Origin of the sequence: Halomonas sp. I5-271120, assembly GCF_030553075.1 — a bacterium.
Lineage (GTDB): Bacteria > Pseudomonadota > Gammaproteobacteria > Pseudomonadales > Halomonadaceae > Onishia > Onishia taeanensis_A.
In genome coordinates, this window is record NZ_CP130701.1 from 2,352,418 (window position 1) to 2,378,540 (window position 26,123).

Here is a 26,123-nt window from a genome sequence, read left to right on the forward strand (position 1 = left end):
TAATCGATGCGTGAGCTGCCTATCACGCCTCCTGCGGGCGCCCTGATCGACGGCCGCTGGATGGACATTGCCGAGACGCTGATGGTCGAGGCCCCGGCCAGTGCGGAGCCGCTGGCGCGGATTGCCCGCGGTGGCGAGGCCGAGATCGACGCCGCCGTGGCGGCGGCGCGCCGTGCCTTTGATGGTGAGACCGGCGACTGGCCTGCCTGGCCAGCGCGCCGCCGCGGGCAGTGGCTCTCGGCTTTCGCAGACGCCATCGAGGCTGATGCCGAGACGCTGGCGGCCCTCGAATGTGCCGATACCGGCAAGCCGATCAGCCAGGCCCGGGCGGATATCGCCGCCTGTGCTCGCTATTTCCGCTTCTATGCCGGCGGGGCCGACAAGCTTCACGGCGAGACGATTCCCTTCGAGACCGGCTATGCGGTGATGACGCTGCGCGAGCCCTTCGGCGTCTGTGCGCAGATCATCCCCTGGAACTATCCCGCCCAGATATTCGGTCGCTGCGTGGCCGCGGCGCTGGCCGCCGGCAACACCGTGGTGTTGAAACCCGCCGAGGATGCCTGCCTGAGCGTATTGCACCTGGCGACGCTTGCCAGCCGCACGGAGCTGCCGCCTGGGGTGCTCAACGTGGTGCCGGGGCTCGGGCGCGAAGCGGGTGCGGCGCTGGCGGCGCACCCGGGTATCGATCATTTATCGTTCACCGGTTCGCCGGCCACCGGGACCCGGGTCAACCAGGCGGCCGCCGAGCACCATGTGCCGGTGACCCTGGAGCTTGGCGGCAAGTCGCCGCAGCTGGTATTCGCGGATGCCGATCTGGACGCAGCGCTGCCGGCGGTGCTGCGCGGCATTATCCAGAACGCGGGTCAGACATGCTCGGCCGGCAGCCGCCTGCTGGTCGAGGCGGCCTGCTTCGATGAGGTGGTGTCGCGACTGGCCGATCACTTCGCGGCCCTGCGCTGCGATGCCGGCGAGCGTGATGCTGACTGTGGGCCGCTGATCAACGGCCGCCAGCGCGAGCAGCTGGAAACGCGGCTTGCGGCGGCGAAGGCTGACGGCATTCGCGTTGCGGCGGCGGGGCAGCTTGCCCCGGACGCCCCCGAAAGCGGCCACTTCGTGGTGCCGCAGCTGCTGGTGGATGTGCCCGACGGGCATGCGGTGACCCGCGAGGAGCTGTTCGGGCCAGTGTTGGTGGTGCAGTCCTTCGAAAGCGAGGCTGAGGCCCTGAAACTCGCCAATGCCACCGACTTCGGTCTCTGTGCCGGCGTCTGGACCCGCGATGGAGGGCGTCAGTTGCGCCTGGCCAAGGGTATCCGCAGTGGTCAGGTGTTCGTCAATAACTATGGCGCCGCAGGCGGCGTCGAGCTGCCCTTCGGTGGGGTGGGGCGCTCCGGCCATGGTCGCGAAAAAGGCTTCGAGGGCCTGAAGAGCTATACCCGCCTCAAGACCGTTGCCATCCGCCACGGTTAGGCGCACTGACCCCCTTTTCCAATTTATCCCCCTTTTTATCACGGCCTATTCATCAAGGCTGACAAGGAGCAAGAGCATGACGGATTCCCGACGGGTAGGGCTGATCGGTGTTGGCCTGATGGGGCACGGAATCGCCCGCAATCTGCTGCGCCATGGCCACGCACTGAGTTTTCTCGATCACCCGGGCAACCAGCCGGTGGATGACCTGATAGCCGAAGGCGCAACGCGCCTGTCGAGCGCCGCCGAGGTGGCCGCGGCCGCCGATGTGGTGATCCTGTGCGTGACCGGCTCGCCTCAGGTCGAGGCGGTGCTCTGCGAGGCCAGCGGGGTGCTAGATGGCCTGGCGTCCGGCTCCATCGTCATCGACTGCTCCACGGCGATTCCCAGCTCGACGGTGGCGATCGCCGAGCGGGTCGTCGCCCGGGGCGGGCGTTTCTGCGACGCCGCCATGACCCGGACGCCCAAGGAAGCCGAAGAAGGGCGGTTGAATCTGATCGTCGGCGCTCCGGATGAGCTCTTCGCCGAGATTCGCCCCTTGCTCGAAAGTTTCGCCGAGGCGATTACCCACGTCGGACCGGTAGGCAGCGGGCATCGGGTCAAGCTCTTGCACAACTTCGTCTCGTTGGGTTTCTCGGCGGTGCTTGCCGAGGCATCAGCCGCCGCACGTCGGGCCGATGTCTCGCCGCAGGCGCTGATCGAAGTGCTCGGCAATGGCGGTGGTGCAGGCGTGGTCTTCGAGCGCCTGAAACCCTTCATTCTTGCCGATGATGCATCGGGCTTTCGCTTTTCGCTCTCCAACGCCGACAAGGATATCGGCTACTACCAGCAGATGGTCGAGGAATTGGGGGCCAGCCACCAAGCGGCTGATGGCATCGCCGGGCTGTATCGACAGACCATCGAGCAGGGGCACGGTCAGGCGGCGGTACCGGAGCTTGTCGCCCTGCTGGCCGAGGCATCGCGTTAGGTTTGGTGATGCCCGAAGGTGAATAGACACGGCGCCGTCACAAATCGCGTATCCTTACCTGGAACATGAGCAAGGAGCGATGATGTGACGGCGTTGGTCTATTGGATGGACATGGCGGGGGTGATCGTCTTCGCGCTGTCGGGGGTGATTCTTGCCTGCCGCACGCGCATGGATCCCTTCGGCATGCTGGTGCTGGCGGCGGTGGCCAGCATCGGCGGTGGCACCATTCGAGACCTGGTGCTGGGCGTGCGCCCGGTGTTCTGGGTCACTGATCCCACCTATCTGTGGGTGGTTCTGGCAACCGTGGGCCTCTCGATTCTCGGGTTTCACTATATTCATCGCCTGACGCGCACTTTTCTGCCGGTGACCGATGCCTGCGGGCTTGCGCTGTTCACCGTGATCGGCACTCATAAGGCGCTGATGCTGGGCAGTGCCGGCGTGGTGGCGGTGTTGATGGGCATGATGACCGGGGTAGCCGGCGGCATGCTGCGCGACGTTCTGGCTCGGCGGGTACCGATGGTGTTGCGCCAGGAGATCTATGCCACGGCGTCGATCATTGGTGGCACGGCCTATGTGCTGCTCCTCGAACTCCAGATGAATACTGTCCTTTCGATTGGCCTGGCACTGGGTTTGACCCTCTCACTGCGACTTGCGGCCATCTACTGGCAACTAAGCCTGCCGACCTTTGCCTGGGTGGTGACGCCACCACCAGAGCCCTCTGATACTGAATCCCGCGACGCCGCGGCCAGCGATGCCACGGCCAACGTGCGGCGCCGGCCCAAGGTGAGGGTTAAACTGATCAGCCCCAGAACGACACGCCGCCGCCGCTGAGGCATCTTCTGCAGTGAGGCTATACTTCGTGCAGCCATGCTGTTCAACCATCTTGTGGTAGGAGGGCGTCATGCGGTCTAGGTCATCTAGGTATGAAGCCTATCATCCAATGCAGAGCCGGGTGCGCTGGGCTCTGCTATGGCTGCTGTGCTGTCTGGTTGTGGGATGTGCTACTACCTATCCGCTTTCACAGCAGGATATTGCGGCCGAGATTCGCGCACGCTATGACACTGCCTTCGACACACTTCCCGTCGCCAACCAGCGCCATTATGCCCAGCGGCTTTATCGTCTTACCGGCGACGACCGGTACTTGCCTCCACTGCAGGACTACGGCACGCGACTCGTGGCATCTTTGCAAAAGGATATAACCGGCTTGGCCCAGCCGGGTTATGCCGCTCATCGAGCCGCCGGGATGCTAGAACGCTATCCTGAACGCACGGGCAAGCAACGCAGACGCAAGCAGATGCTGGGGGAGTGGGGCGAAATGATCTTCGCTAAAACCCTCGCCTTTCGGCTTAATCAGGCGCGCTTCCATGGCCTGTTGAATGACAAGCAGCTGCCGGAAATCGGTAGGGTGATGGCGTATCTCGAAGACCAGCCGTATCGCGACTTCCTGACGTCTCCCGAAGTACTCGAGGTCTATGCCGCCCAGGTCGCAAACCTGACCTATGATCTCTATGGGCTGGGGCTAGCTGATCTACGCCATGAGGTCCAGGCGGCCTTTCGTGATCACTACCCACCGGCCCGCGATGCAGCGCTGTCGCAAGCGTCCTTTCGCAACAAGATCTATGGCATGACGCACTTCGTGATTGCCGCCAGTGACTATTATCAGCATCCCGTGTCGGCCGCAGACAACGCCTGGATCCTCGAGGCTTTCGATGCTCAGATCGAGCGTATCCTGGCCGAGACCAAGGAAGACATCTACACCGAAGTCGGTATCAGCTTTCAGCTGGCAGGGCTGACCGATCACCCGGTCGTCTCGCATACTCAGCAGGCACTGATAAGGGCCTATGACCCAGAGGCAAGAATGATCCCCGGGGAGTTCGGCAGCACTGATCTGGCACGGGGCGAGCACCGCAATGTGCTGGCCATCATGCTGCTGGATTGGCCCGAGAGGCTCTATCCGGGGCCTATGCTTTTGATAGAAAAATAAGCTTCTTAGGATGACTCATTTTAAAGTTTCTGACTGACCGAGATGTGTTCGGCAGGAAGTTTTTCCTTAATCTGGTTTCTAATGTGTAGGTAGAGAGGGTTAAGCTCTTTCTTGAATTCATTTTTTGCACTTTCGTAGTTTATGTAGAAAGCACCTCTAGTTCCAAAGTATTCGAATATATCTGTTACCCTTGTAAAATAAAACCCTGAAAATGATAGGGCTCTAGGTAAGTTAGGTTGCATTAATGCAAAGACATGTGGTCTTCCTGTTAGTCCGACTAAGGCGAAGGTTGCAAGGAAGAGGCTGATCATGATTATTGGAAACAATTCAGACTCTTCGTCTTGGAATTTAAAGTTTTTTGAGCTTTCAGTTTCTTGGTTTTTGTTCTTCCGGAAAATCTTAGGGATTGCGAACCTTGATACTTCGCACACCTCATTATTAGGAAAGTTTCTTGGGTGAGAGTTGGGGTGATTAAAAAGTGGTGTGCAAACATCCTCTAGAGGTAGTGATAAATTATCCGAATCACCCTTCACGGGTTTAACTAGCCTCATGCACCCTGCTATCATTCCAGTTCTTTTATGCGTAATAAAGCAGTGTATAGATGAGTTGTCAAAGCGATCGTATTCAAATTGTTTATCTTTGTCAGCATTAAGCTTGTATTCAAGTTCTTCGATGAATATTTCATGCCTTAGCCTTCGGAGATTTTCCTCCTCCTTTTGTGTGCTGGCGATGTTGACTTGGAAATACTTGTCGAATAAATAGGCGTTTCTTCTAGCCGTATATTTTTTTTTGCTTGTCTCTAATTTTTCTTTAGTTTCCATGGGCTTTATTTTCGTTCAGGTTGTTTGTTTTCTAAATAGTATTTTTTTGGCAAGCTCTGGTTTTCCGATATGGAATCCTTGGCCATATTTTATCCCATAACTCTGTAAAGCAATGATGGTTTCTTCGTCTTCGATGAATTCTGCAATGGCTTGTTTCCCAAGCCCAGTGGATATATCTGATATGGCTTTTACGATAACTTTGCTATTATTGTTTGAGCATATTTCTCGGATAAATGACCCGTCTATTTTTATATAGTCAATCGGAAGTTTCTCTAAGTAGTGAAAGCTGCTAAAGCCAACTCCGAAGTCATCAAGTGCAGTTTTGCAGCCTATGTTGCGTAAGGATTGAAGCATATCTCTGGCGGTGATGAAGTCTGTCACTGCAGCTGTTTCGGTAACTTCCAAGATCAATTTTTCTGGGTTGGCGCCACTATCAATAACTTCCTGCTCAAGAAATTGTTTTAGCTCTTTGTCGTGAAGTGTGTGCCCGGAGAGGTTTACAGATATGGTGATTTCGGTGTTGTTGAGAAGGCTCAGGAGCTGGAGGCTTTTCCTAATCACCCAGCGGTCTATTTGAATAATCTGCCCGCTACGTTCGGCGATTGGTATAAAATGCCAAGGCGATATTAATTCTCCATTCTCACCACGAAGCCTCAGGAGTATTTCGTAATGTTTTACTTCGCGGTCGGCTAATCGAGCAATAGGTTGAGCCATTAGCTCAAACTCATCGTTTTTTAGTGCGTAACGAATTCGCTCTATCCAATAGACACGTTCTTGCAGCTCGGTTTTTGCTTCATCAAGAGTAGAAAGTATATGCCAACGATTGAGGCTGCTCTCCTTCGCTTTGTACATGGCAACATCGGCGTTGGCCATCAGATCCGCTGGCGTATGGCCATGTAGAGGATAGCAGGCGATGCCGATACTTACACTTGCGCGGTGACGACGTCCGTCTGGTAGCAACAAGCTAGTATTATCGAGTATTTTTTCGATAGCTTTCGCAATCTGAATAGCCTCGCCATCGCCTGAGTTCTCCAATAATACTGAAAACTCATCGCCACCCAGCCGAGCGACAATGCCTCGGCTTCCCAGATTATCCTCAATATTGCGGGCTACGATTTCAAGTAGTCTGTCACCGGCGGGGTGGCCGCTGAGTTCGTTGACATCCTTGAATTGGTCAAGATCCATGAACAGGATTGCCCCTGGAATGCCGCTATTTAATGCTTTTTCTACCCTATCTTGGAAAGCACGCCGATTATATAGACCAGTCAGAGGGTCACGGCTTGCTAGCCAGGCGAGTCTAGACTCTGCAGCTTTTCGGTCGGTTATGTCGATGCCGACAGAAATGGTATGCATAGAAGGGTCGCTGCTGTCAGATAGGCGAGCGTGATACCAGACAATAGTGCGTTGTTCTTCATTTTTACCGCGAAGTAGGCGTTCCTCTGCCTGGTGAGTCCTAATCTCATAATCAGCGTCGCTTGGATTATGGAATAGCGCTTCGAATCGTTGTCCAAGCATAATATCGTATGGCTGGCCAAAAATATCTTGGCAGTACTGGTTGACCAAGCTGATTCTGCCTTGATCGTCTTGTGTCAGAATCAAAACATGTGCAGTATCTAGAAGACTTTCGATGAAATCTCGCTCTCTGGCTAGTTCTGCCAGGCGGGCGTTCAAAAGCTCGCCGCGAGACTGGACTTCACCTTCAAGGGTCTCCAACTGACCTGCAAGATCCAATGCAGCGGCATCGAGTAGGTCGATTTCATCCAAAAGACGCCGTTTCGGCAGCGGTATCATCTGTTTAGCCTTGGCAAAACCGCCTTCTGCGAGTGCTGGCAATACGCTTGATAGCCGGCGAACCCGCGCCATGGGCTTCCAGAGGATGGCTAGAAGCATTGCTTCTGCAGCTAGCCATCCAATTAAACCGGTCGCGAGGATTGTGCCAGTATCTCGGTCGATGGCATCCATTTGCGATGAAATATCGGACATAAGTAAGAAGTGGCCATTCGCACTTCGTGTACTACCGCTGTTGAGGAGAATCGCGCTGATTTCTATATGATTATTATCATGTTTCAGCCTAATGGACCGATCTTGCAACTCTTCTAATGAACTGAGATATGCCGCTTGGTGTATAAGTGGCAAGGTTTCTTTTTGGTTGGTGAGTGTGGCCAACTTGCCATGCCAGGAACTGACACTGCGTGTTACGTCCAATTGCTCTCGAGCATATTGCCCTGTAATCAGCAGGGCGACATCGCTTCCGGATACTTCTCGGGCCTGCCGAGTTACATCAGCTAGTGAGCGAGAGACCAAGATAGCACCATGGCTTTGGCCATCTACCAGAATAGGAGCCAATGCATACTGCCGGCAGTTAGCGAAGCAGCGTAATGTCGTGAAGGGCATGTCGGAAGCAATAACTTTCTTGCCCCATTCCGTGATGGGTAAGTCATGGCCGGCCTGACTGGCACCCCATTGAGCAAGCGGCTGGCCAGTGCCATCTAGTACCATGAGTTCGTCGATACCCGCTTCCAGTTGTAGTGTTGGCCATTTATTACTGAAAGAGTCGGCGATGATTGTTTGATCAGCTTGCTTCAGAGCATTTCCAAGACCTGGGGTGAGAGAGGCGTTCAGTGCTGCGATCTGCCGCAGGCTATCCATAGACTGGCTGAGGGCTTGACGAATTATTCTGGTTTGCCGTTTCAGCTGAACGTTGCGGGAATCATCGAATTGTCGCAGAAGGTTGTCTCGGCCGACCATCGTGAAGACTGTAGTCATTCCAAGTAGCAGAAGGCTACTCAACGCAATTACGCGCCAAGTCAATCCAAGCTTAGGTTTTGTCTGCTGCGACCTGTCCATGGGTGAATAATTTTATCCTATTAGCATATGCCTGATCATAATGAAGAGGAAGTTAAAAGCGCAGCGAAAACTGAGTCAGGAACATATTCCAGTATTGACTAGTATTGGCCGCGTCAGGGTTGTCCTGAATAGGGGTCCAGCCCGTACCATTGATATAATGGTATTCTGCCGAGATGAGAATCTTGGGGTATGGTTGCCACTGCAGGCCCATGGTCCAATCCTTTGCAAACTGTGAGTGGGCTGGTCCCGCTCCACTGGATTCAAAGTACTTGCCTGAAGGGTCATCACGGTTGCTGATCAAGCTGTCATAACGAACAAGCCACTGCCAGTCCCTTCTCAGGCGATAGATGTACTGTAAATACCAGCTGTTTCCTGTGGATGAAAAATTCCTTGGCTCATTAAACCCATAAAGCTCAGTCTTTCTGACCGCATATTCTCCAGTCAGGCTCCAGTTCTCGGAATTATACTGAACAGAGAATACCCATGGTTGGAAATTAAGTTTACCGTTGTTGAGGTTGTTGTCATTTGATTCGTAATCTGCCTTGGCATGTCCAACACTAATGGCAGAGATGACCCGTCCAGCATCGTGCTCGTATCGAACTTGACCTATGAGGGAAGACTGGGACTTAAAGGACCCTGACTTATTGTAAAATCCAAGTGTTCTATCGACATCTTCACCTACTTGGGCCTCCCCGATGCCAACTTGTGCCCTAATGCTACCTGTGCTTAGTCGCTCCTCTGCGTAGATGCTAGCACCATCACCAGCCAGACCCAGAGAACGAGTTCTATCAAAATAGATCGATTGAGGAAGCAGGATGCTTGGCCGTGTAAAAGCTACATCGCGTGTCTGGTTGTAAAAGCCGAAAGGGTTTTTGAATCGCCCCAGCTGCAAGCCTATGTTTCGCTCCTGGTTTGAGAGTATTTGATAGTCAATTACTCCATAGTCCAGCTCGGGTTGCGCCTCACTTCCATCGCCACCTGCGCGCCTGCTTAGTACCTGCGCGGCGACCAGAACATCCTCGTGGGGACGCACGGAAAAGTTAACGCCGACTTCGGTGAACTTGGTGCTGCCACCGCTTTCGCTGCTGGGCCCGAAGAAATTATTGTCATCAGTGATCACTAGTGCCTGGCTGAGAAAGCCATGGACTTGTAGTGTATCGCCCATATCCTGAGCATCTGCATGTGTAGCAGTTCCGAGAAGACCCACAAGGCCGATGACGCCAAGGAGTCGTGCCCCTGCTTCACTCCATTGATATGACTTGGACACGATCATCCAGATGCTCCCTGTCGAGATACCCCAGACTTCCCGGGGTAGTGGCGATGCGTTCTAGCATTTCCGATTGTGATATCACTTTCGTGGGGGCCTGCCCGGTTCCCGAAAACACGACACGATCCCAGGACAGCTGAAGCTGGTGCGGGTAGACCGAAAGGTGCTGCTTGGCGAAGCGCTCATGTACGGGATGGTCGTTTGGCAGCACGAACACCCTCAATGCTTGTCCGTCTGGCCAGGTGCGTTGCCGCATGGCGAACATGGCTCGGGCGGTATCCCGGTTTAGCGATGTTGTTCTGACACCCTGGTGCGCGACCATGACGATATCGAGCTGTCCTTCCTCAGCAATAGAGATTGGTGCGAGCACCATGGCCAAGCTCGTTAGCAGCCAGCGCGCCAAGCTGAGAGGCAGACCAGACCTTATTCCCGACATGGTTCACCCAAACGGTTAATGGAACCTGGTTGGGCACTTCGCTGTTTACAAACTGCCCTGACAGCGTCATTCACGCTGCTGCTGGCAGAACAAGTGCTTGGGCCGGGAGAAAGGCACGCACAGCGAGCTATATTTAACGTCGGCTGATTGATAGACCTTTCACTCCTCATGTCGCAGTGGCCAAACTTGTGCGATCAGGTTCTAGTTACAACTTGAAATATTATTGCACTCATGAATTATGCTTATTTAAGCATCTTAAAGCACGCCTGAGGTATTGGCTATGCCGGCTGCTGCCTGAGCTGGAAAAGTCAGTGACAGGTGAGTCGAGACAGACAAACGCTATGAAAAGGGGGCGGTCTCAATGACCAAGTGCAACACGTAACCCATCAGGTACGGTGTTGCCATGACCTACTGCTACCGCCATCTCACTGCTGAAGACCGAGCTGCCATCATGATGATGCGAACGACTCACTCGATCCGAGCTATCGCCTGTCATCTGGGCCGTGCCCCGAGTACCGTATCGCGTGAAATCGCTCGCCATACGATTGACTCCATCAAAGGCTACGATGCCAGTCTCGCCGGCTACCGGGCCCGCCTAACGCGTCATCGGCCACGTCAGCGCCCCAAGCTGCATCCCGACGGCGAGTTGTTCGAGGTCGTGGTCCATCTGCTGCGCAAGTACTGGTCACCGCAGCAAATAACCCGCACACTGAAACGCATGTCTCCCAACGATTCACATCGACAAGTTTCTCATGAGGCCATCTACAACGCGCTCTATGTGATGCCCCGTGGCAGCCTCAAAAAAGAGCTCATCGCCTGTTTGCGGCAGGGCAACGGCAAGCGTCGGCCACGCAGCCGTGGCTCAGATCGGCGCCAGCAGATTCCCGATCTGGTCAGTATCCACATGCGGCCGCCTGAGATCGAAGACCGCTTGATGCCTGGCCACAGGGAGGGCGGCCTCATCATTGGCGCCAATAATCGCTCCGCGGTCGGTACATTGGTGGAGCGCACCACGCGGCTGGTGATCCTGGCGAAGGTGGATGGCACCACGGCTACGGCGGCGGCGGTTGGCTTCAGCGACAAGCTCAATGAAGTGCCTCGATCCCTGCGTCTGTCCATGACGTACGACCAAGGCAGGGAGATGGTTAAACATGCCGAGATCACCCAAAAGACCGGTACGGCCATCTACTTCGCTGACCCGCATAGCCCATGGCAGCGGGGCTCGAATGAGAACACCAACGGGCTGTTACGGCAGTACCTGCCGAAAGGCACAGATCTTTCTGTCTACAGCCAAGAAGAGCTCGACGCGATCGCGGACTCACTAAACACGCGGCCGCGCAAGACACTGGACTGGCGCACGCCAATGGAAGTATACGCCGAGGTGCTCAAAAAATCGGTCGCCGGTCCCGGCACCCTTCAATAGCGTTGCACTTGGAACTTGAGACCGCCGAGGAAATAAGGTCGGAGAAAGGTAGCCGGCAGCGGAAACTGCCGGCTAGAGCAGGTTAGTGCAGAGCGAAACTGCCTGCATTCAGCCACAGATGGACGAGGATACTGGCCACATAGCCGAGGAAAATGATGGGTGTCCACTTGAGGTGTCCGAGGAAGGTATAGGAGCCGCGTGCCTGCCCCATCAGCGCCACGCCCGCAGCCGAGCCGACCGACAGCAGACTGCCGCCGACGCCAGCGGTCAGGGTGATCAGTAGCCAGTGACCATGCGACATATCCGGTTCCATGGTCAGTACCGCAAACATGACCGGAATGTTATCGACCACCGCCGAGATCAGGCCCAGAAACACATTGGCCCAGGTGGCATCCCACTGGCTGTAAAGCACTTCGGAGAGCATCGACAGGTAACCCATGAAACCCAGGCCACCAACGCACATCACTACCCCATAGAAGAACAGCAGCGTATCCCACTCGGCACGGGCAATGCGGTTGAATACGTCGAATGGCACGACACTGCCCAGGCGTTCCAGCGCCTGGAGGTCTCCGCGCTGCCGGTAATGATTGCGCTGGCGCTCCAGTTCGCGAGGCAGGCTGCGGCGCAGGTAATAGCCGAAGAATTGCAGGTAACCCAAGCCTGTCATCATGCCGAGCACCGGTGGCAGATGGAGCAGGGTATGACAGGCCACTGCCGTCGCCACCGTCAGCAGGAACAGCAGCACGATTCGCCGCGCGCCGCGCTTCATCTCGATATGCTCACCGTGGGCCTTGGGATGATATTTCTGGACGAAGAAGCTCATCACCACCGCCGGCACCAGGAAGTTGGTCAACGACGGCCCCAGTAGCTCGAAGAATTCATAGAATTCCACCAGACCGGCCTGCCAGACCATCAGGGTCGTGATATCGCCAAACGGGCTGAAGGCGCCCCCGGCATTGGCGGCCACCACGATATTCACGCAGCACAGGTTGATGAAGCGGTGATTGCCTTCAGCCACCTTGGTGACAACGGCGCACATCAGCAGGGCGGTGGTCAGGTTGTCGGCGACGGGGGAAATCACGAAGGCCAGGCCGCCCGTCAGCCAGAACAGGCTGCGGTAGCTGAAGCCGCGTTCCAGCATCCAGCCACGCAGGGCATCGAACACCCCGCGTTCATCCATGGCATTGATGTAGGTCATCGCGACCAGCAGAAACAGCATCAATTCCGAGAATTCGAGTAGCGTGGCCCGAAACGCATGTTCGGCAGCGTCCGGCATGCCATTGCTAACATAGACCCAGCCGATCAGTCCCCAGATGATGCCCGCGGCCACCAACACCGGCTTCGACTTGCGCATGTGCAGCTTTTCTTCAAGCATGACAAGTACATAGGCAAGAACGAAGATGGCGACGGTGAACATGCCTACCGCCGAACCGGTTAGGTCGAGCTCGCCGGACATGGCCAGCACCGAGGGGCTGACGGCCAGGCAGAGCAGGGCGAGTGCCATTGCTGGGAGGTAGCGTTGCCATGAAAAAGGCGATTTATTGTTCATAATTTATTGTATCGGCTTTGGTTTAAATAACGGTTTTCTACGATGCTATCATGCCGCGTAGTCACACCAATTAGAGACCTTCGATGCATAGCGGCAATTAACCTGCGTGCATGCTCTACATCATGATTCTTATTCAGCTTTAGGGTGGACAGAAAAGCATCTGAGAAGGGAATTCTGAATACCCGCGATACAGAGAGCACCGATTCGACAGATCGTCGTCAATCATGGCGGTGATGGCGGTATTCAGGAAGGAGTGGACTTGCGAGTTGGTGCGGATATCGCATCGCAGCGATAGGCGAATTTTTGACAACATGTTACGTTACCCCCGCGAAGTCTAGTGATACAGCAGAGAGTGCTGGCTTCCGCGAAGCATGAGGACTAGGTGAGACAATAGTGTCGCTCATCGCCGACAATTTGCCGGCCAATGGCGTCAGGTAAACAGGATGTCCGCTGTCCTTGGACTGTCGTGACCGCTCTCGCCCCGGGAAGGGCGAAGCCTAATCTTTTCTTGAGGTGCAATAAGACGACGCATGTTTCTCGACAAATTCCATCAGGTCCACGACGGCCGCATCAGCATCAGTGCGGAGCAAGCCAGCCATTTCGCCAAACAGGTCGCCGGAGACTACAACCCGATCCACAACCCGGATGCGCGGCGCTTCTGTGTGCCGGGGGATCTGCTCTTTGCGCTGGTCTTGTCGAAGTTCGGCTTGTCTCAATGCATGACCTTCCATTTTCGCAGCATGGTAGGGGCGGAGGTCGCGCTGGATTTCCAAGAGCATGACGATGGCTCCATCCGCGTCACTGACGACCATGGCAAGGTGTATCTGGAAGTAGAGCGAAGCGGTGGACTGACGCATGACGAAGACGTGATTGCGGCGTTTACGCGTCGGTATGTGGCGTTTTCTGGCAAGAACTTCCCTCATTATCTCAAGCCGCTGATGCAGACGCATGGCGTCATGTTCAATCCCCAGCGTCCGCTGGTGATTTACGACAGCATGGGCTTTTCGCTGGACCGCCTCGACGTCGAAGACCCTGGCCTTGAGCTCGAGGACTCATCCTTCGAAGTGCTCGGCAAGCGCGGCGAGGCCCTGCTGGAGTTCGGCCTCACCGCCTGTGGCCAAAATATCGGCCGGGGGTCCAAGAAGCTGGTGGTCAGCGGTCTGCGTGACTATGACACCGCCGCCATGGATGAGATCGTCTGCGAGTTCTACCGCCTCAAGGCCGCCTATGAGGCAGCCGTCTGATGTGATTGCCCCTACGACGAGGTCTCTCGGTAGGGTGTTGCTCTAGCACCTGCCTGCATGATGCTCAGTTGCGTGTTTGTCAGCCCGTCTCTCAGTCAGTCCGTCTGTCAGCCAGTGCAAAGTCATGGGGACTGGCTTATCTTGGCACCTTTCCATTATCCAGGAAGGATCGTGCCTCATGATTCGCACGCTACTGCTCGACACCGAGGGTCATTCGCACACGGGCGGAGAAGAGTTGATCGCCAACTGGCGAGAGCAACCGGAAAGTCGCATCTGGATCGACCTGCAGGGCTCTTCACCTGAAGGACAGCGAGCCCTGCTCGAGGACTTCGACTGCCACCCTCTGGCGATCATCGACGCCCAGCGGGAGCGCCATCCTCCCAAGATCGAAGAATTCGAGACGCACACCCTGATTATTTATCGGGGCATATCGTCCTTTGACGCTGAGCTCAACTATGCCCCACAGCAGGTCGCCTTCTTTATCGGCGATCGCTATCTGATCAGCCTGCATCCGAGCCTTGCCATGAGCATTGATCGCATGTGGGGACAGGATGGCAGCAAGCTGCTGGGGCAATCACCCGGGCAGTTGGCGCTGAAGATCATGCATCTCTCGGCGGGTTTCTATCTCGAGAGCCTGCTGGAGTTCGAGACTCAACTAAGCGATCTAGAGGATGGCCTGATCGAAGCCGGCAATGACAGCCTGATGAAGCGGATCATCAGCTATAAGTCGCGGCTGGTGAAGATGCGTCGGATCTTCAACTACCATCAGGCGATCACCCAGGAACTGACGGCCTATGATTACGATCACCTGCCCCGGGAAGATGCCGACACCCTGCATGCCGTCAACGACGTTCATGAGCGTTTCGAGCGCCTTTATAGCCTGACGCAGATGTATTACGACATCTGCGGTGACCTGGTAGACGGCTATATCTCAATATCGTCTCACCAGCTCAACATCACCATGCGCGTGCTCACCGTTATCACCGCCATCTTCGTGCCACTCGGCTTCCTGGCCGGTCTCTACGGGATGAATTTCGCCTATATCCCCGAACTCGGCTATCAATATGGCTATTTTGCCCTGCTTGGCGTGATGGCCGTGATTGCGACCAGCCTGATCTGGCTGTTCCGCCGCAAGGGCTGGATGTAGCCGGGGTTACGAGACTCAGGTACCCAGTAGCTGAAAGCCTAGGAAATGAAACCCCAGGGCATTGAAGCTCCAAAGGATCGCTGTGCAGGTCACCATGATCAGTACCACCAGGGTATGCCGCAGGCATCGCCAGTTTGGCCAGTGCCCGCGGCGCCATACGGGATAGAGCAGCCCCACGCTGATCAGGGTCAACCCGGACGCAAGCAGGGCGATGGCCAGGGACGCGAGGAACAGCGGCGACGGGAAGTGGTAGAAGACGTTGGCCGCGTCTCGGGTGAGCGGCAGGGCGGCGACCAGGCCGGTTGCAAAGGTGGCCAGCCATGCCAGTGTCGCTGCCACGATCAGGCGGCCAGCCCAGCGCTCACCCGCTGCCTGCCTCGAGCGTCGACGGCGCCGCAGCCAGGCCCCCACCGGCACGGCGGCGAAGACCGGCATTGCCGCGCCGAGGGCGAGTTGGCGAAGCTGGGGATTCTTCCACGCCGAGACCTTCTCCATAACCATCACCGGAATCGGCAGCGCCAACTGAGTCACCTGGCCGGCCTCATCGCGCAGGAACCTGACCCGCTCACCGGTCTTCGGGATAACGAAAGTATCGCTTCCTTCCTCGCTGGCCCCATCATCCGCCCTCGCCAGTCGAGTTTCCCGGCCATGCCAGGTCAGTAGCAGGTCTCCTTCTTCGCCGGCGCCGATCGTGGCCAGCGGCACGTTAAGCAGCGCCTCGACGGTGGTATAGGCGCGCCGGGTAGACAGGTAACTGCCGACATAGTCGTCCAGGGAGAGAGCCGCATGGCTTTTGGCCGGTGCGGCGGCTGCTGAATCGGGTGTGGAGCGTCCAGCCGCCGACGGGCCAGGAAAATAGCGGGTCACCAGTTCGCGCACGAAGTCGCGTACCAGCGCCTCGCCGCTGGGGGTGTTGGTGGACACGAACACGCCGAGCCCCAGGGCCGGAATCAGCTGCAGGTCGGAGACAAAGTAGACGGTACCGCCGCCATGGCCAATGGCCCGGTAGCCGCCGATCTCGCTCTCGATGAAGCCATGGGCGATGCCCGGCAGGCCCGGGGCGAGGGTGGCATGCTGGCGGTGCATGCGCCGCGCCGTTTCTGCGGCCAGGATGCGCGAGCCGTCCAGTTCGCCGGCGTTGAGTTGGGCCAGCATCCAGCGGGCCATGTCGGTGGCGGTGGTCGAGAGCGCCCCGGCGGGGCCGATGCCGCTGATGAACGCGAAGCCGCCGGGATGGAAGGCGCCATGGCGGTAGACATAGCCCCGGCTGACCTCTGCCCGCAGTGCCTCGCTCATGGGCCTCCCCGGGCGCTGCGGCCCCCAGGGTTCTCGGAAGGTGCTGTGGGCCATGCCCAGCGGCGCGAAGAGATGCTGCTCGGCGTAGGCCTCCCAGGACATTCCGCTGACCTCAGCGACGATCAGACCGGCCAGCGCTACCCCGAAGTTCGAGTAGGCGGGCAGTGTGCCCGGCGGGCGAACCTGGGTGGGATGATGGCTGACGAGGTAGTCCCGCAGCGTCTGTACCTGCGTCGGGTCGTCCTCGAACAGGTGGCCCATGGCTGAATCCTCGAAGCCCGCGCGATGAGCCATCAGGTCAGCCAGGGTGATCGGGGTGTCGAAGCGCGTCTCGAGGGGGAAGTCGGGTAGGTAGCGGCGGATATTCGCGTCGAGCGACAGCTGCCCCTGCTCGACCAACTGCATCACCGCGGTCCAGGTGAACAGCTTGGAGATCGAGCCCGGACGAAAGAGCGTGCGGCTGGCATCAACGCGCCGGCCGTTAGCCAGGTCGGCATGGCCATAGCCCTTGGCCAGGACAAGCTCACCCTGATGCACGATCGCGACGCTGAGCCCGGCAATGTTATGGGCGGTCATGCGCGCCTCGACGAAGCCATCGACGAAGGCCGCCAAGTTATCCCGCGGCAGCAGGCGTGATTCGGCCTGTACTGAGGGTGCCATCAGGCTACAGGCCAGCATCACCAGGCCGATCAGTGTCCGCATTCTTTTCGCCTCGCTCGTATGCCTGTTTATTCGATCCCGAGGGGGTCAGTAGACACGAACGAAGCGCCAGGTCCGATGACCTGGCGCAAGAAAAGGCAGCATGCTGATCCGGCCATCGTTTATGGCCGGTGCTTTATCACTGCAAGTAGATCTGACCCTGTCCATAGAGGCTCTGGCAGTCGGCGGCGTCGTGATAGCGGTCTTCAGCGAGGTTGTTCGCATTCACCCCGGGGCCGGCAAATCGCGGATCGTCGCATTCACCGTCGTTGGACCACTGGCTGGTGTTATCACCCCACTGGATGTCGTTTGAGCTGTTGACCGTGCCACTTTCCGACGCGAGCGTGATACGGCCCTGTTCATAGAGACTCTGGCAATCCACAGCGTCGTGATAGCGGTCCTCGTCGACGTTGAGCGAGTGCACCCCTTCACCTGCGAAGCGCGGGTCATCGCATTCGCCATCATTGGCCCACCGGCTGGTATTGTCGCCCCATTCGATGTCGCCGCTATTGTTGACCGGCGTGGTGCTCGAAGAGGAGTCGCTCGGCATGCCTGTCCATTCAGGGTCGCGCTCGGATACCTTGACGACCGCCTGGGGCATTTCGCCGGGGTTAAAGGTGCCAACCCAGACGTTATAGTTGCCGGAAGGCGCTGAACTCCATTGCAGCGCTGGATTGTTGCCGCTGGTGGTCGAATAGTCGTCGTTGCAGTGCCAGTTGCCGTTGGCGTCATAGACCACCAGCGTCGTGTCTGCTTCGGACTCAACATAGATGGTGAGTGGGTACTGGCCAGCCTGGAAGTTGATGTCCAAATCCGGCGTTTCGCCGTTTACGAAGCCGCTGCAGTTGGGGCCGGCTTCTGAGGCGTCGATGTCACCGCCCGCGCTTATGCTGATCTGGTGAGGATCAGGCTGGAAACCTGATTTCAATTCAATGGTTTCGTAGAGCGGCGCGGCCTGCCAGTTCAGCGCCTGGGCGGTGCTGGCCAAGCACAGCAGCGGGACGGCGGCGAAGACAGCACAACGTGAAGCGGACATCATGAATGCATTTCCTTGCAATGAGAGAGCGATGATGAGGCACATCGCAGGATAATATGGTCAGAAATGCTGAGAATGTCACGCGATGCAAGACTTTTGGGGGTGATTTTCCTGGACTCCTTAGCTGAGCGCCTGGCCTGAACGATCACCTGAGTTGGAGCCTTCCAGGCTGTCTTTGCCGGCAAGGGGCCGGGCAAGCCACTATGCTGTGGACAGGCCCGTTCGGGCCTCTTCGTCATGCTTCGGGAGGTTTCGCATCATGGACAGGAATCACTTCACGCTTCGCTCAGCCACTTCAATGCTGATCGCCACGGCTCTCTTTTCCACCGCCTTGCTGGCCGCTCCAGCGCTGGCCGCCGATGGTCAGGATCTCACCTTCCAGGGAGACGCCAGCTTCGGCGGCCCACACGGCGGCCAGGAGATTAAGGCTGCCCTTGTCGATACCGCCTCGGGCGAGGTGCTTGCCGTGCAGTCCGACACTGTTTCCGCCGACGGCGATCCGGCCTTCTCGTTTACCTTCCCCGGTGCGCTGCAGGCCGGTGGTAGCTATGCGGTCGACTACTGGATCGATTCCAACTTCGGTGGCGGCAGCGTCGGCACCTGCGACGGCATGCAGAATGACCACCAGTGGCATATCCCCATCGAGGCCGGAGATATGGCAACGACACATGTCGAAAGCCACGATCCCTCCGCGCAGTCCCCGGTTTGTGCAAGCTTCGAATAGCCGCTGCACCCTCCGTTCAGCCGCGAGGGCGAATTCACATTCTTGAGGCCACCCGGGCTGAGGTCCGGGGTTGGCCGGCCTGACTAACCTGCCGTGGAAGGGATGACAACGGTCAATTCGGGGCCGATCGACAGGAGACCCGCATGAAGTATCTCTTCGAAGTGCGTATCAAGGACGGCTATACCGCCGAGGAGTATGCCGAAGCCTGGGTGCGGGCCAGCGAACTTATCCAACAGGCGCCCGGCGCCCGCGGCACCGAGTTACATCGCAAGATCGGCGATCCCGACACTCTGATCGCCATTGCTCGCTGGGACAGCAAGGCCAGTCGCGACGCCATGGAAGCCGAGCATCCGCCAACCATCGACGCCATTATCAAGAGCGCGGCCCCTTGCTGTGAGATTAGTGTGATTGGCGAGTTCGAAGAACCCGATTGGGTCGTAATGCCAGAGTGATAAGCAAAGAAGCGCTCGAGGCCGCCTTTATATAGCGTTAGGCACGGCGACGCAGCGGATCGAGCAGCCCGCTGAGGCCGTTGTGGTCGATCTCTTGCATCAGCTGTAGTAGCCGACCGATCTCGCCATTAGGAAAACCCTCCCGGGCAAACCAGTTGAGATAGCCGCCGGGCAGGTCCGCGATCAGCGTGCCCTGGTGCTTGCCAAAGGGCATCTTCAGGGTCACCAGGCGTTCCAGATCTTCGGGGTTCACGGCATTCTCCTTGAAAGGCGTGCGATGGTTTGCGGCGTCCATGAAGGCTTGGGGTAGGGATAAGGTCTCGGCTCATCCATGTGAGCGGCGAGCTTACGTCAGCGGCCGTCTTCGCTCCAGCCTCATCCCTCCTTGTCGGCCTGTTGCCAGCAAGCGCCAGCATGTTGAGAATGCTGGTGGTGACGACTATTAGGAACCTAATAGTCGGAACCTAGCGAGCGACACGAACCGACAGGGAGACGAGCATGACCACCTTAGTGATCGGTGCCAACGGCCAGATCGGCCACCAGTTCTGCGCGATTGCCGCCAAGGCCGGACTGCCCATCAAGGCCATGATCCGTAATGAAGACCAGCGCACCTGGTTCGCCGAGCAGGGCATCGACACCGTGATCGCCGATCTGGAAGGCGACTTCCGCCATGCCTTCGAAGGCTGCGATCAGGTGCTCTTCACCGCCGGCTCCGGCCCCCATACCGGGCCCGACAAGACGCTGCTGATCGACTTGTACGCCGCCACCCGCGCCGTCGATACCAGCCGCGAACTCGGCATCAAGCGCTTCCTGATGGTCAGCGCCCTGCGCGCCGAAAACCCGCAGGAAGCCCCCGAGAAACTGCGCCCCTACATGGCCGCCAAGTTCGCCGCCGATGCCTACTTGAGAAGTGCCGGCGTGCCCTACCTGATCCTCAAGCCCGGGCGGCTGACCGACGAGCCCGCAAGCGAGCGCGTCGCTACCTCGCTCGAGGAAACCGGCGGCGTGAATACCGTCTCTCGCGCCAACGTCGCCCATGCGCTGGCGCATCTGGTTAAGGCAGATGACCTCACCGACCGCGAGTTCTACTTGCTCGACGGCGAGCGCGAGATCGGCGCGGTGCTGCGCTAGCCGCCCGCTTGGTATCACTCGACCCGGCATGCCCGTCCCTGCGTCGCCTGGCGGGGCGATGCCGTCGCCTTCCGGCAGGCGTGCACCACTAGGCCGCGCCTAGCGTGAGCGGATACGGGCCTCCATCTTGGCCTCGGCCTCTAGGCTCTCCCTATCCCGGAAGATTGTCGCCACCGCCAGAGCGTGGCCGCCGGCGATGAAGCGCGCAGTGAAGTCGTGGGCAGCCGGGGCGCCGTCGGTCTCGATGCGATCCCAGTGCGTGGCATGGCCCACGTAGTTGATGCCGATGTCGTAGTGCTGGCTCCAGAAGAAGGGCACGGCGGCCCGGGTATCCTCGGCGCCGAGGATATTGCGAGCGGCGCGCTGCCCCTGGCGCTGGGCCACCGTCCAGTGCTCGATGCGCACGCGCTCACCGCTCAGCGGATCCGGCCCGCAGGCGATGTCGCCGGCGGCATAGATGCCGGACACGCTGGTTTCCAGGGTGTCGCTTACCCAGACGCCATTGTCCACCTTAAGGCCCGCGGCCTCGGCCAGTGCGGTGCGCGGGAGCACGCCGATGCCGGCCACCACCAGATCGGCGTCGAGGCGCTCGCCGCCTTCAAGTTCCACCATATCGGCGCTGATGCTCGCCACGCGCTCTTCCAGGTGGAAGATCACGCCCTTCGATTCGTGCAGCCCGCGGATAAAGTCACTGAGCTTCTCGCCGAGGACTCGCTCAAGCGGGTGTGCCTCGGGGGCGACCACCCGCACCTCGAGCCCACGCTGGCGCAGCGATGCCGCCACCTCGAGGCCGATGAAGCTGGCGCCGATCACCACGGCCTGACGGGCACCTGCCTCGACGGCGGCGATCAGCGCCTCGCTGTCGGCCTGGCTGCGCAGGGTATGCACGTGGGGCAGTTCGGCGCCCGGCACCGCCAGGCGCACCGGCTCGGCGCCGGTCGCGAGCAAAAGCGCCCCGTAGCCGAGCACCTCGCCATCGGCGAGACGCAGTCGCGCGGCCTTGGGCTCGATCGCCACCACCGCGGTGGCGAGCCGCAGGGTGATATCGTGGCGTGCATAGAAGTCATCGCCACGCAGCGGAATCCAGGCGGCCTTCGCCGTGCCGGCCAGGTAGTCCTTGGAGAGGTTTGGCCGGTCGCAGGGCGGGGCCGCCTCCTCGCTCAAGATCGTCACCGGCCCCGTGTAGCCCTCGCGGCGCAGCATCTCCGCGGCAGCCTCGCCGGCCGCTCCACCGCCCACGATCACCACCGAGGAGGGCGACCGGGCCGGACGGCGCGCGGGCGCAGGGTCGGCGCGCTCGCGCACGTGGACCCGGTCGCCGACCACCTCCGTCTTCCAGCAGGCCAGGCCGTCCAGAGCCGGCGCGGCCAGGGCCTCACCGCTGCGCAGGCTGAAGCAGGCGTGATGCCAGGGGCAGCGCACGCTGTCATCGACGATCAGCCCATCGCCGAGCGGCGCGCCATAGTGGGTGCAGTGGGCGCCGACGGCATGGAAGTCGCCGCCGCTGCGAGCCAGCAGCACGGCATCCTCGCCGACATGGCCGGTGAGCATCTCGCCCTCGGCCAGCTCGCTCAATGGGATGCCGTCGGCCAGGTCCGGGCCACTCGGGGACTTGTCGGTGCTCATGGCGCTCACTCCTGTGAATGAAGGGATGTCTTCAGTCACTATAGGAGCCGTACCCAGAAGTCGCGTTGGCGCTTCACCCTGCGTCGAGTCGAGGTGGCGCTCGTCCGGTGCTGACATTCAGGGTGGAAGATAATAAGCAGGCTAGGTATCTTGGCCTGTTCCCCTACTGCATTCCGCGAGGTTCCATGAACGCTACCATCGAGTTGCTGAAATCCCATCGGTCGATCCGCAAGTTCACCGAGCAGAAGATTTCCCACGAGCTGCTGCTGGAGCTGATCCGTGCCGGCCAGAGTGCCGCCACCTCCAGTCACGTTCAGGCGTATAGCGTCATCCACGTGAAGAACCCGGCTAACCGCAAAAAAATTGCCGAACTGGCCGGCGGACAGGCCTATGTGGCCGACGCCTCTGACTTCCTGGTGTTCTGCGCCGATATGAAACGCCCCACCGAGGCTTCCGAGCGCACCGGTGCCAATGTCGTGCGCGGCATGACCGAGCAACTGCTGGTGGCCAGCGTCGACACCGCCCTGATGGCGCAGAACGTGGCGGTCGCCGCCGAATCCGAAGGGCTGGGCATCTGCTATATCGGGGGTATCCGTAACGATCCCCAGGCCGTCAGCGACCTGCTGCACCTGCCCGAACACGTCTATCCGGTATTCGGCATGTGTATCGGTTACCCGGCCCAGACCCCGGATATCAAGCCGCGGCTGCCGGTAGAGGCGATTCTCAAGGAAGACTACTACGACGATGATCATGAGCAGGTGGCGGCCTTCGACGACACCATGCAGCGCTATTACAGCGAGCGCAGCGGCGGCACCAAGGACACCAACTGGTCCAAGAACCTCACCCCACTGTTTGATACCAAGCTGCGCCCGCACATGCGCGACTTCCTGATAGAGCGCGGCTTCAAGATGAAGTGAGATTCGGTCTCAAGAACGGTCCCAGCTTCAGCCGTGAATGTGGCGCAGCGGGCATCCGACCCAGGCCGAGGTCGTGCTTGGTCTCTCAGGAGCCCGGGCTGAGCGTCTCGCCGCCCGCAGGGGGCTCGGCGCTGGCGCCGGATGCCTCGTTGGGCGTGTCGAACAGGGCCGCGCGGAAGTACTAACGAAAGTACTAACGAAAGTACTCATGAAAGTACTCGCCGACCCGCTCCTGGGTCCGGGCATACCAGTCATCGTCGCGGGTCACCGCGCGCTCGGCATTCAGGGGATGGGTGGGAATGTGCAAGCGCATGTCGATGCCGGTGTCGTGGTGGGTGGAGACCTGGCGTGCCGCCGACTGCCGGGATGGGCCGTAGGGTATGTACCGGGCCAGCTCCGCCTGGCGCTCGGTGGTGGTGGCGAAGCGCAGGAAACGACGGGCCGCCTCGGGGTGGGGAGCGTGGCGAGGGATGACCCAGGTCTCGTGCTCCTGAAACTGGCCGTCCCAGAGGATCTCGATGGGCAGGCCTCGGTTGACCATGGCGTCGAAGAAGCGTCCGTTGTAGCCCGAGGCCATGACCACCTCTCCCTCGGCCAGCAACCGCGGCGGCGTGTCGCCGGCCTGCCACCAGCGCAGGTCCTCCAGGCCGGCCAGGCGCGCCAGGGCGAGGTCCAGGCCGCGCCGGGTGCTGAGCAGCCGGTAGAGTTCCTCCCGGGGGACGCCGTAGGCGAGCAGGGCCCACTCCAGGTTGGCCGCCGGGGTACGTTGCAGGGCGCGTGGCCCGGGGAAACGACGCTGGTCGAAGAGGTCGGCGATGGAGGTGGGGCGGCGTCCCGGGAAGGCGTCGCGGCGATAGGCCACCACGGTGGCGAACACCGAGTGGGTGATCGCGCAGTGGTCGAAGGAGCCGGGGAGGAAGTCCTCGGCGGGCGGGGTGCCATCGGGGGCTGGGGCCACCAGCGAGGGCAACAGCGGTTCGAGCAGGCCCTCCGCGCAGGCGGCCATGGCCTCGCTGCGGGTCATGTCGATCAGATCCCAGGGCACGTCCTGCTCGGCCACAGCACGGCGCAGGGCCGCAAGGCCGCCGTTGTAGCGGGCCACGCGCACGGGGATACCGGTGGTCTCGGTGAAGGGCTCGAACAGGGCGCGCTGCTGGGCCCGTTCGTAGGCACCGCCCCAGCTCAGCACCGTCAGGGCGGCCGGCGAAGCGGCGGCCGGCAGGGGCCTGCACAGCGCCATGCCCATTGCCAGGACCAGGGCAATGACCCACGCCAGGACGGGGGCGCCCCGCCTGCGCTCAGCCCGCACCATATTCTTCTCGGCGCAGCGCATCGCTGTGCTGCAGGAAGGCCCGGGCGATGCTGGTCTCGTAGACCACGCCCAGGAAGACACCGTCCGCGGCCTCGTCCACCACGGCGATGGCCTCTCCGGTGACCTCCTGGAGATGGCGCATCGCCTCCCAGACCGAGGCCTGGGGCCCCAGCACGGGGCGCGGCGTGCTGGGGCATTCCTCCACCGGGCGCTGGCCGTCGCCGTCCTCCCGCATGGCCTCCAGGTCGGCCAGGGTCACGCTGCTCCGGTAGCGGCCCTGAGCGTCGACCAGGTGGGCCTCGCCGTGGCCGGAGCGGCTCAACCGGGTCACTGCCTCGCTGACGCACTGATCCGGAGGAAGGGTCACGCAGTCGTGACTCAGCAGGTCGTGGAGCCGGGCATCCTGCAGCACGGCACGGCTGCGACCAGCGGAGAGGTCCAGGCCCCGCTTCGCCAGCTGGATGTCGAACAGCGAGCGACCGAACAGCTGGGCCGCGATGGGGCTGGCGAGGGTCACGCTTGCCAGGGCCGCGGTGGTTAGCGCGTAGTTGCCGGTGAGCTCGAAGACGATCAGCAGGCTGGTCAGGGGGGCGCCGATCACTGGCGCGGTCACCGCCACCATGCCGCAGATGGCATAGAAGACGAAGGTGTCCTGGGCGCCGCCGAGGCCGCCGACCAGGGTGCCGCACAGGGCCCCGAACAGCGTGCCGATCACCAGCGCCGGGCTGAACACCCCGCCGCCAAAGCCCATGCCCAGGCACAGCGCCGTGGCAGCCAGCTTGAGGCCCAGCACTACCAGCAGTTCCAGGCCGCCGAAGGCCCCGGCGATGGTGGCGAAGCGCAGCGTCTCCTGGCCCATGCCCAGGATGTCTGGCACCCACAGGGCGGTCACGCCGAGCAGGGCCCCGGCAATCGCAGGTCGCAGAGAGGGAGAGAAGGGCAGGCGTTCGGCCAGCCGACCGACGCCGAGGATCGAGCGCATGTAGGCACCTGCCACCAGGGCGCCCAGACCGCCGATGAGCACGAATACGGCGAATTCCCAGGGGCGGGGCAGCACGGTATCGGCGACATGGAAGAGGGCGCCGCGGGAGAGCACATTGGTGGCGATGACGTGTCCAACGATGGCCGCGGCCGCCACCGGGGCGAAGGCGCGCAGGGCGTAGTGGCGCAGCACCACCTCATGGGCGAAGACGATGCCGGCCAGGGGCGCGTTGAAGGCCGTGGCGATGGCCGCCGCCACGCCGCAGGCGATGGTGATGTTGTCGTCGGAGCGGTCCAGCCTGAGTAACCGTGCCCCCCAGGACCCCAGGCTCGCCCCCAGATGCACCAGGGGACCGTACTGCCCCACCGAGGCGCCAGCGCCCAGGGAGACCAGGCCGCTCAGCGCCGAGAGCACCCCGGCCCGCACCGGCAGTCGGCCGCGGCGAGTCTGCACGGCGGCGATGACGTCGGCAGGTGTGTGAGGGCGGCGCTCGGGGGTGGCGCGGTGCAGCAGGCCAACTACCAGCCCGCCCAGGGTCGGTACCAGCACGGTGGCGATCGCCAGCGCCTCGGGGTGGGCGAACATCATGCGTCCCCGGGGTGAGACCAGCAGTAGGTCGTTGAGCCACAGCACGGCCGCCACGAACCCCACCGCGGCGAGTGCCGCCAGGCCGCCGATCAGCGCGCCCAGCGCCACCAGTCCCAGGAAGCGCAGCATTCCCTTGGGCCCTGGTGGAACATCTTCCCCTACATCCGGCATGGTCATCTTCAAGGTGTAGGCGGGCCGGTAACCCCTTGCA

22 protein-coding genes are annotated in these 26,123 nt (G+C 60.0%); 11 read left to right on the forward strand and 11 right to left on the reverse strand.

The window, feature by feature from the left end; all coding sequences use genetic code 11:
* Positions 1 to 6: 6 nt before the first annotated feature.
* From Q2K57_RS10520 to Q2K57_RS10535, 4 genes are all read left to right on the forward strand, one after another.
* On the forward strand, positions 7 to 1,467 hold the full coding sequence (locus Q2K57_RS10520) for an aldehyde dehydrogenase family protein (protein ID WP_304524995.1): 1,461 nt from the start codon (positions 7 to 9) through the stop codon (positions 1,465 to 1,467).
* 76 nt (positions 1,468 to 1,543) lie between these two features.
* Positions 1,544 to 2,431 (forward strand): NAD(P)-dependent oxidoreductase, encoded by an 888-nt coding sequence (locus tag Q2K57_RS10525; protein ID WP_304524996.1) that lies wholly within the window; start codon positions 1,544 to 1,546, stop codon positions 2,429 to 2,431.
* A gap of 84 nt (positions 2,432 to 2,515) precedes the next feature.
* Positions 2,516 to 3,262, forward strand: coding sequence for a trimeric intracellular cation channel family protein (locus Q2K57_RS10530; protein ID WP_304524997.1), 747 nt, complete (start codon positions 2,516 to 2,518; stop codon positions 3,260 to 3,262).
* Between the two features lie 70 nt (positions 3,263 to 3,332).
* Positions 3,333 to 4,415: a DUF3541 domain-containing protein gene (locus tag Q2K57_RS10535; RefSeq protein WP_304524998.1), complete on the forward strand. Its 1,083-nt coding sequence runs from the start codon at positions 3,333 to 3,335 to the stop codon at positions 4,413 to 4,415.
* A gap of 20 nt (positions 4,416 to 4,435) precedes the next feature.
* On the opposite strand, the gene Q2K57_RS10540 is transcribed toward Q2K57_RS10535, so the two are convergent.
* The 4 genes from Q2K57_RS10540 to Q2K57_RS10555 all read right to left on the reverse strand — a co-directional run bounded on the left by Q2K57_RS10540 (position 4,436) and on the right by Q2K57_RS10555 (position 9,723).
* On the reverse strand, positions 4,436 to 5,236 hold the full coding sequence (locus Q2K57_RS10540; protein ID WP_304524999.1) for a PEP-CTERM/exosortase system-associated acyltransferase: 801 nt from the start codon (positions 5,234 to 5,236) through the stop codon (positions 4,436 to 4,438).
* Between the two features lie 15 nt (positions 5,237 to 5,251).
* Positions 5,252 to 8,002 (reverse strand): EAL domain-containing protein, encoded by a 2,751-nt coding sequence (locus Q2K57_RS10545; protein ID WP_304525000.1) that lies wholly within the window; start codon positions 8,000 to 8,002, stop codon positions 5,252 to 5,254.
* Between the two features lie 133 nt (positions 8,003 to 8,135).
* On the reverse strand, positions 8,136 to 9,356 hold the full coding sequence (locus Q2K57_RS10550; protein WP_304525001.1) for a hypothetical protein: 1,221 nt from the start codon (positions 9,354 to 9,356) through the stop codon (positions 8,136 to 8,138).
* Positions 9,325 to 9,723, reverse strand: coding sequence for a hypothetical protein (locus tag Q2K57_RS10555; RefSeq protein WP_304525002.1), 399 nt, complete (start codon positions 9,721 to 9,723; stop codon positions 9,325 to 9,327). The genes Q2K57_RS10550 and Q2K57_RS10555 overlap by 32 nt, the downstream gene beginning before the upstream one ends.
* Before the next feature lie 466 nt (positions 9,724 to 10,189).
* On the opposite strand from Q2K57_RS10555, the gene Q2K57_RS10560 reads away from it, so the two are divergent.
* Complete coding sequence (locus Q2K57_RS10560; RefSeq protein WP_304525003.1) at positions 10,190 to 11,209, forward strand: IS30 family transposase; 1,020 nt, start codon at positions 10,190 to 10,192, stop codon at positions 11,207 to 11,209.
* Between the two features lie 82 nt (positions 11,210 to 11,291).
* Here the strand turns inward: Q2K57_RS10560 and nhaD are convergent, their stop codons facing one another.
* Positions 11,292 to 12,713 carry a sodium:proton antiporter NhaD gene (nhaD, locus tag Q2K57_RS10565; protein WP_258396502.1) on the reverse strand — a complete coding sequence of 474 codons (1,422 nt, stop codon included), beginning with the start codon at positions 12,711 to 12,713 and terminating at the stop codon, positions 11,292 to 11,294.
* Positions 12,714 to 13,288: 575 nt separating this feature from the next.
* On the opposite strand from nhaD, the gene Q2K57_RS10570 reads away from it, so the two are divergent.
* Positions 13,289 to 14,002: a DUF3581 domain-containing protein gene (locus Q2K57_RS10570; protein WP_304525004.1), complete on the forward strand. Its 714-nt coding sequence runs from the start codon at positions 13,289 to 13,291 to the stop codon at positions 14,000 to 14,002.
* Positions 14,003 to 14,180: 178 nt separating this feature from the next.
* On the forward strand, positions 14,181 to 15,149 hold the full coding sequence (locus tag Q2K57_RS10575) for a magnesium transporter CorA family protein (protein ID WP_304525005.1): 969 nt from the start codon (positions 14,181 to 14,183) through the stop codon (positions 15,147 to 15,149).
* 15 nt (positions 15,150 to 15,164) lie between these two features.
* Here the strand turns inward: Q2K57_RS10575 and Q2K57_RS10580 are convergent, their stop codons facing one another.
* Positions 15,165 to 17,147, reverse strand: coding sequence for a serine hydrolase (locus Q2K57_RS10580; protein ID WP_304525006.1), 1,983 nt, complete (start codon positions 17,145 to 17,147; stop codon positions 15,165 to 15,167).
* A gap of 136 nt (positions 17,148 to 17,283) precedes the next feature.
* Positions 17,284 to 18,183 (reverse strand): hypothetical protein, encoded by a 900-nt coding sequence (locus Q2K57_RS10585; protein WP_304525007.1) that lies wholly within the window; start codon positions 18,181 to 18,183, stop codon positions 17,284 to 17,286.
* Positions 18,184 to 18,439: 256 nt separating this feature from the next.
* Here Q2K57_RS10585 and Q2K57_RS10590 point away from each other — a divergent pair, with 256 nt between their 5' ends.
* Complete coding sequence (locus tag Q2K57_RS10590; protein ID WP_304525008.1) at positions 18,440 to 18,904, forward strand: hypothetical protein; 465 nt, start codon at positions 18,440 to 18,442, stop codon at positions 18,902 to 18,904.
* Positions 18,905 to 19,047: 143 nt separating this feature from the next.
* Positions 19,048 to 19,356 carry an antibiotic biosynthesis monooxygenase gene (locus tag Q2K57_RS10595; RefSeq protein WP_304525009.1) on the forward strand — a complete coding sequence of 103 codons (309 nt, stop codon included), beginning with the start codon at positions 19,048 to 19,050 and terminating at the stop codon, positions 19,354 to 19,356.
* A gap of 37 nt (positions 19,357 to 19,393) precedes the next feature.
* Here the strand turns inward: Q2K57_RS10595 and Q2K57_RS10600 are convergent, their stop codons facing one another.
* The gene (locus Q2K57_RS10600) at positions 19,394 to 19,609 is read right to left on the reverse strand and encodes a DUF3820 family protein (protein WP_304525010.1); all 216 of its coding nucleotides are present in this window, start codon (positions 19,607 to 19,609) and stop codon (positions 19,394 to 19,396) included.
* A 245-nt stretch (positions 19,610 to 19,854) separates the two neighbouring features.
* Between Q2K57_RS10600 and Q2K57_RS10605 the strand changes: the two genes are divergently transcribed.
* The gene (locus Q2K57_RS10605) at positions 19,855 to 20,487 is read left to right on the forward strand and encodes an SDR family oxidoreductase (RefSeq protein WP_304525011.1); all 633 of its coding nucleotides are present in this window, start codon (positions 19,855 to 19,857) and stop codon (positions 20,485 to 20,487) included.
* 99 nt (positions 20,488 to 20,586) lie between these two features.
* On the opposite strand, the gene Q2K57_RS10610 is transcribed toward Q2K57_RS10605, so the two are convergent.
* Entirely contained in the window at positions 20,587 to 22,113 is a 1,527-nt protein-coding gene (locus tag Q2K57_RS10610; protein ID WP_304525012.1) for an FAD-dependent oxidoreductase, read from the reverse strand.
* A 185-nt stretch (positions 22,114 to 22,298) separates the two neighbouring features.
* Between Q2K57_RS10610 and nfsA the strand changes: the two genes are divergently transcribed.
* Complete coding sequence (gene nfsA / locus Q2K57_RS10615; RefSeq protein WP_304525013.1) at positions 22,299 to 23,030, forward strand: oxygen-insensitive NADPH nitroreductase; 732 nt, start codon at positions 22,299 to 22,301, stop codon at positions 23,028 to 23,030.
* Positions 23,031 to 23,223: 193 nt separating this feature from the next.
* On the opposite strand, the gene Q2K57_RS10620 is transcribed toward nfsA, so the two are convergent.
* Both Q2K57_RS10620 and Q2K57_RS10625 read right to left on the reverse strand, forming a co-directional pair.
* A complete protein-coding gene (locus Q2K57_RS10620) occupies positions 23,224 to 24,270 on the reverse strand; it encodes an ABC transporter substrate-binding protein (protein ID WP_304525014.1) in 1,047 nt (348 codons plus the stop codon).
* Positions 24,271 to 24,328: 58 nt separating this feature from the next.
* Positions 24,329 to 26,083, reverse strand: coding sequence for a chloride channel protein (locus Q2K57_RS10625; RefSeq protein ID WP_304525015.1), 1,755 nt, complete (start codon positions 26,081 to 26,083; stop codon positions 24,329 to 24,331).
* Between the last annotated feature and the right edge of the window lie 40 nt (positions 26,084 to 26,123).

Excerpts from the sequence above, each read along its gene's own strand:
- Q2K57_RS10540 (WP_304524999.1), bottom strand. The coding sequence starts at position 5,236 with ATGGAAACTAAAGAAAAATTAGAGACAAGCAAAAAAAAATATACGGCT.
- nfsA (WP_304525013.1), top strand. The coding sequence starts at position 22,299 with ATGAACGCTACCATCGAGTTGCTGAAATCCCATCGGTCGATCCGCAAG.
- nhaD (WP_258396502.1), bottom strand. The coding sequence starts at position 12,713 with ATGGCACTCGCCCTGCTCTGCCTGGCCGTCAGCCCCTCGGTGCTGGCC.
- Q2K57_RS10585 (WP_304525007.1), bottom strand. The coding sequence starts at position 18,183 with ATGATGTCCGCTTCACGTTGTGCTGTCTTCGCCGCCGTCCCGCTGCTG.
- Q2K57_RS10520 (WP_304524995.1), top strand. The coding sequence starts at position 7 with ATGCGTGAGCTGCCTATCACGCCTCCTGCGGGCGCCCTGATCGACGGC.
- Q2K57_RS10625 (WP_304525015.1), bottom strand. The coding sequence starts at position 26,083 with ATGCCGGATGTAGGGGAAGATGTTCCACCAGGGCCCAAGGGAATGCTG.
- Q2K57_RS10605 (WP_304525011.1), top strand. The coding sequence starts at position 19,855 with ATGACCACCTTAGTGATCGGTGCCAACGGCCAGATCGGCCACCAGTTC.
- Q2K57_RS10595 (WP_304525009.1), top strand. The coding sequence starts at position 19,048 with ATGAAGTATCTCTTCGAAGTGCGTATCAAGGACGGCTATACCGCCGAG.
- Q2K57_RS10620 (WP_304525014.1), bottom strand. The coding sequence starts at position 24,270 with ATGGCGCTGTGCAGGCCCCTGCCGGCCGCCGCTTCGCCGGCCGCCCTG.
- Q2K57_RS10550 (WP_304525001.1), bottom strand. The coding sequence starts at position 9,356 with ATGATCGTGTCCAAGTCATATCAATGGAGTGAAGCAGGGGCACGACTC.
- Q2K57_RS10590 (WP_304525008.1), top strand. The coding sequence starts at position 18,440 with ATGGACAGGAATCACTTCACGCTTCGCTCAGCCACTTCAATGCTGATC.
- Q2K57_RS10575 (WP_304525005.1), top strand. The coding sequence starts at position 14,181 with ATGATTCGCACGCTACTGCTCGACACCGAGGGTCATTCGCACACGGGC.
- Q2K57_RS10560 (WP_304525003.1), top strand. The coding sequence starts at position 10,190 with ATGACCTACTGCTACCGCCATCTCACTGCTGAAGACCGAGCTGCCATC.
- Q2K57_RS10535 (WP_304524998.1), top strand. The coding sequence starts at position 3,333 with ATGCGGTCTAGGTCATCTAGGTATGAAGCCTATCATCCAATGCAGAGC.
- Q2K57_RS10580 (WP_304525006.1), bottom strand. The coding sequence starts at position 17,147 with ATGCGGACACTGATCGGCCTGGTGATGCTGGCCTGTAGCCTGATGGCA.
- Q2K57_RS10555 (WP_304525002.1), bottom strand. The coding sequence starts at position 9,723 with ATGGTGCTCGCACCAATCTCTATTGCTGAGGAAGGACAGCTCGATATC.
- Q2K57_RS10570 (WP_304525004.1), top strand. The coding sequence starts at position 13,289 with ATGTTTCTCGACAAATTCCATCAGGTCCACGACGGCCGCATCAGCATC.
- Q2K57_RS10610 (WP_304525012.1), bottom strand. The coding sequence starts at position 22,113 with ATGAGCACCGACAAGTCCCCGAGTGGCCCGGACCTGGCCGACGGCATC.
- Q2K57_RS10545 (WP_304525000.1), bottom strand. The coding sequence starts at position 8,002 with ATGACTACAGTCTTCACGATGGTCGGCCGAGACAACCTTCTGCGACAA.
- Q2K57_RS10525 (WP_304524996.1), top strand. The coding sequence starts at position 1,544 with ATGACGGATTCCCGACGGGTAGGGCTGATCGGTGTTGGCCTGATGGGG.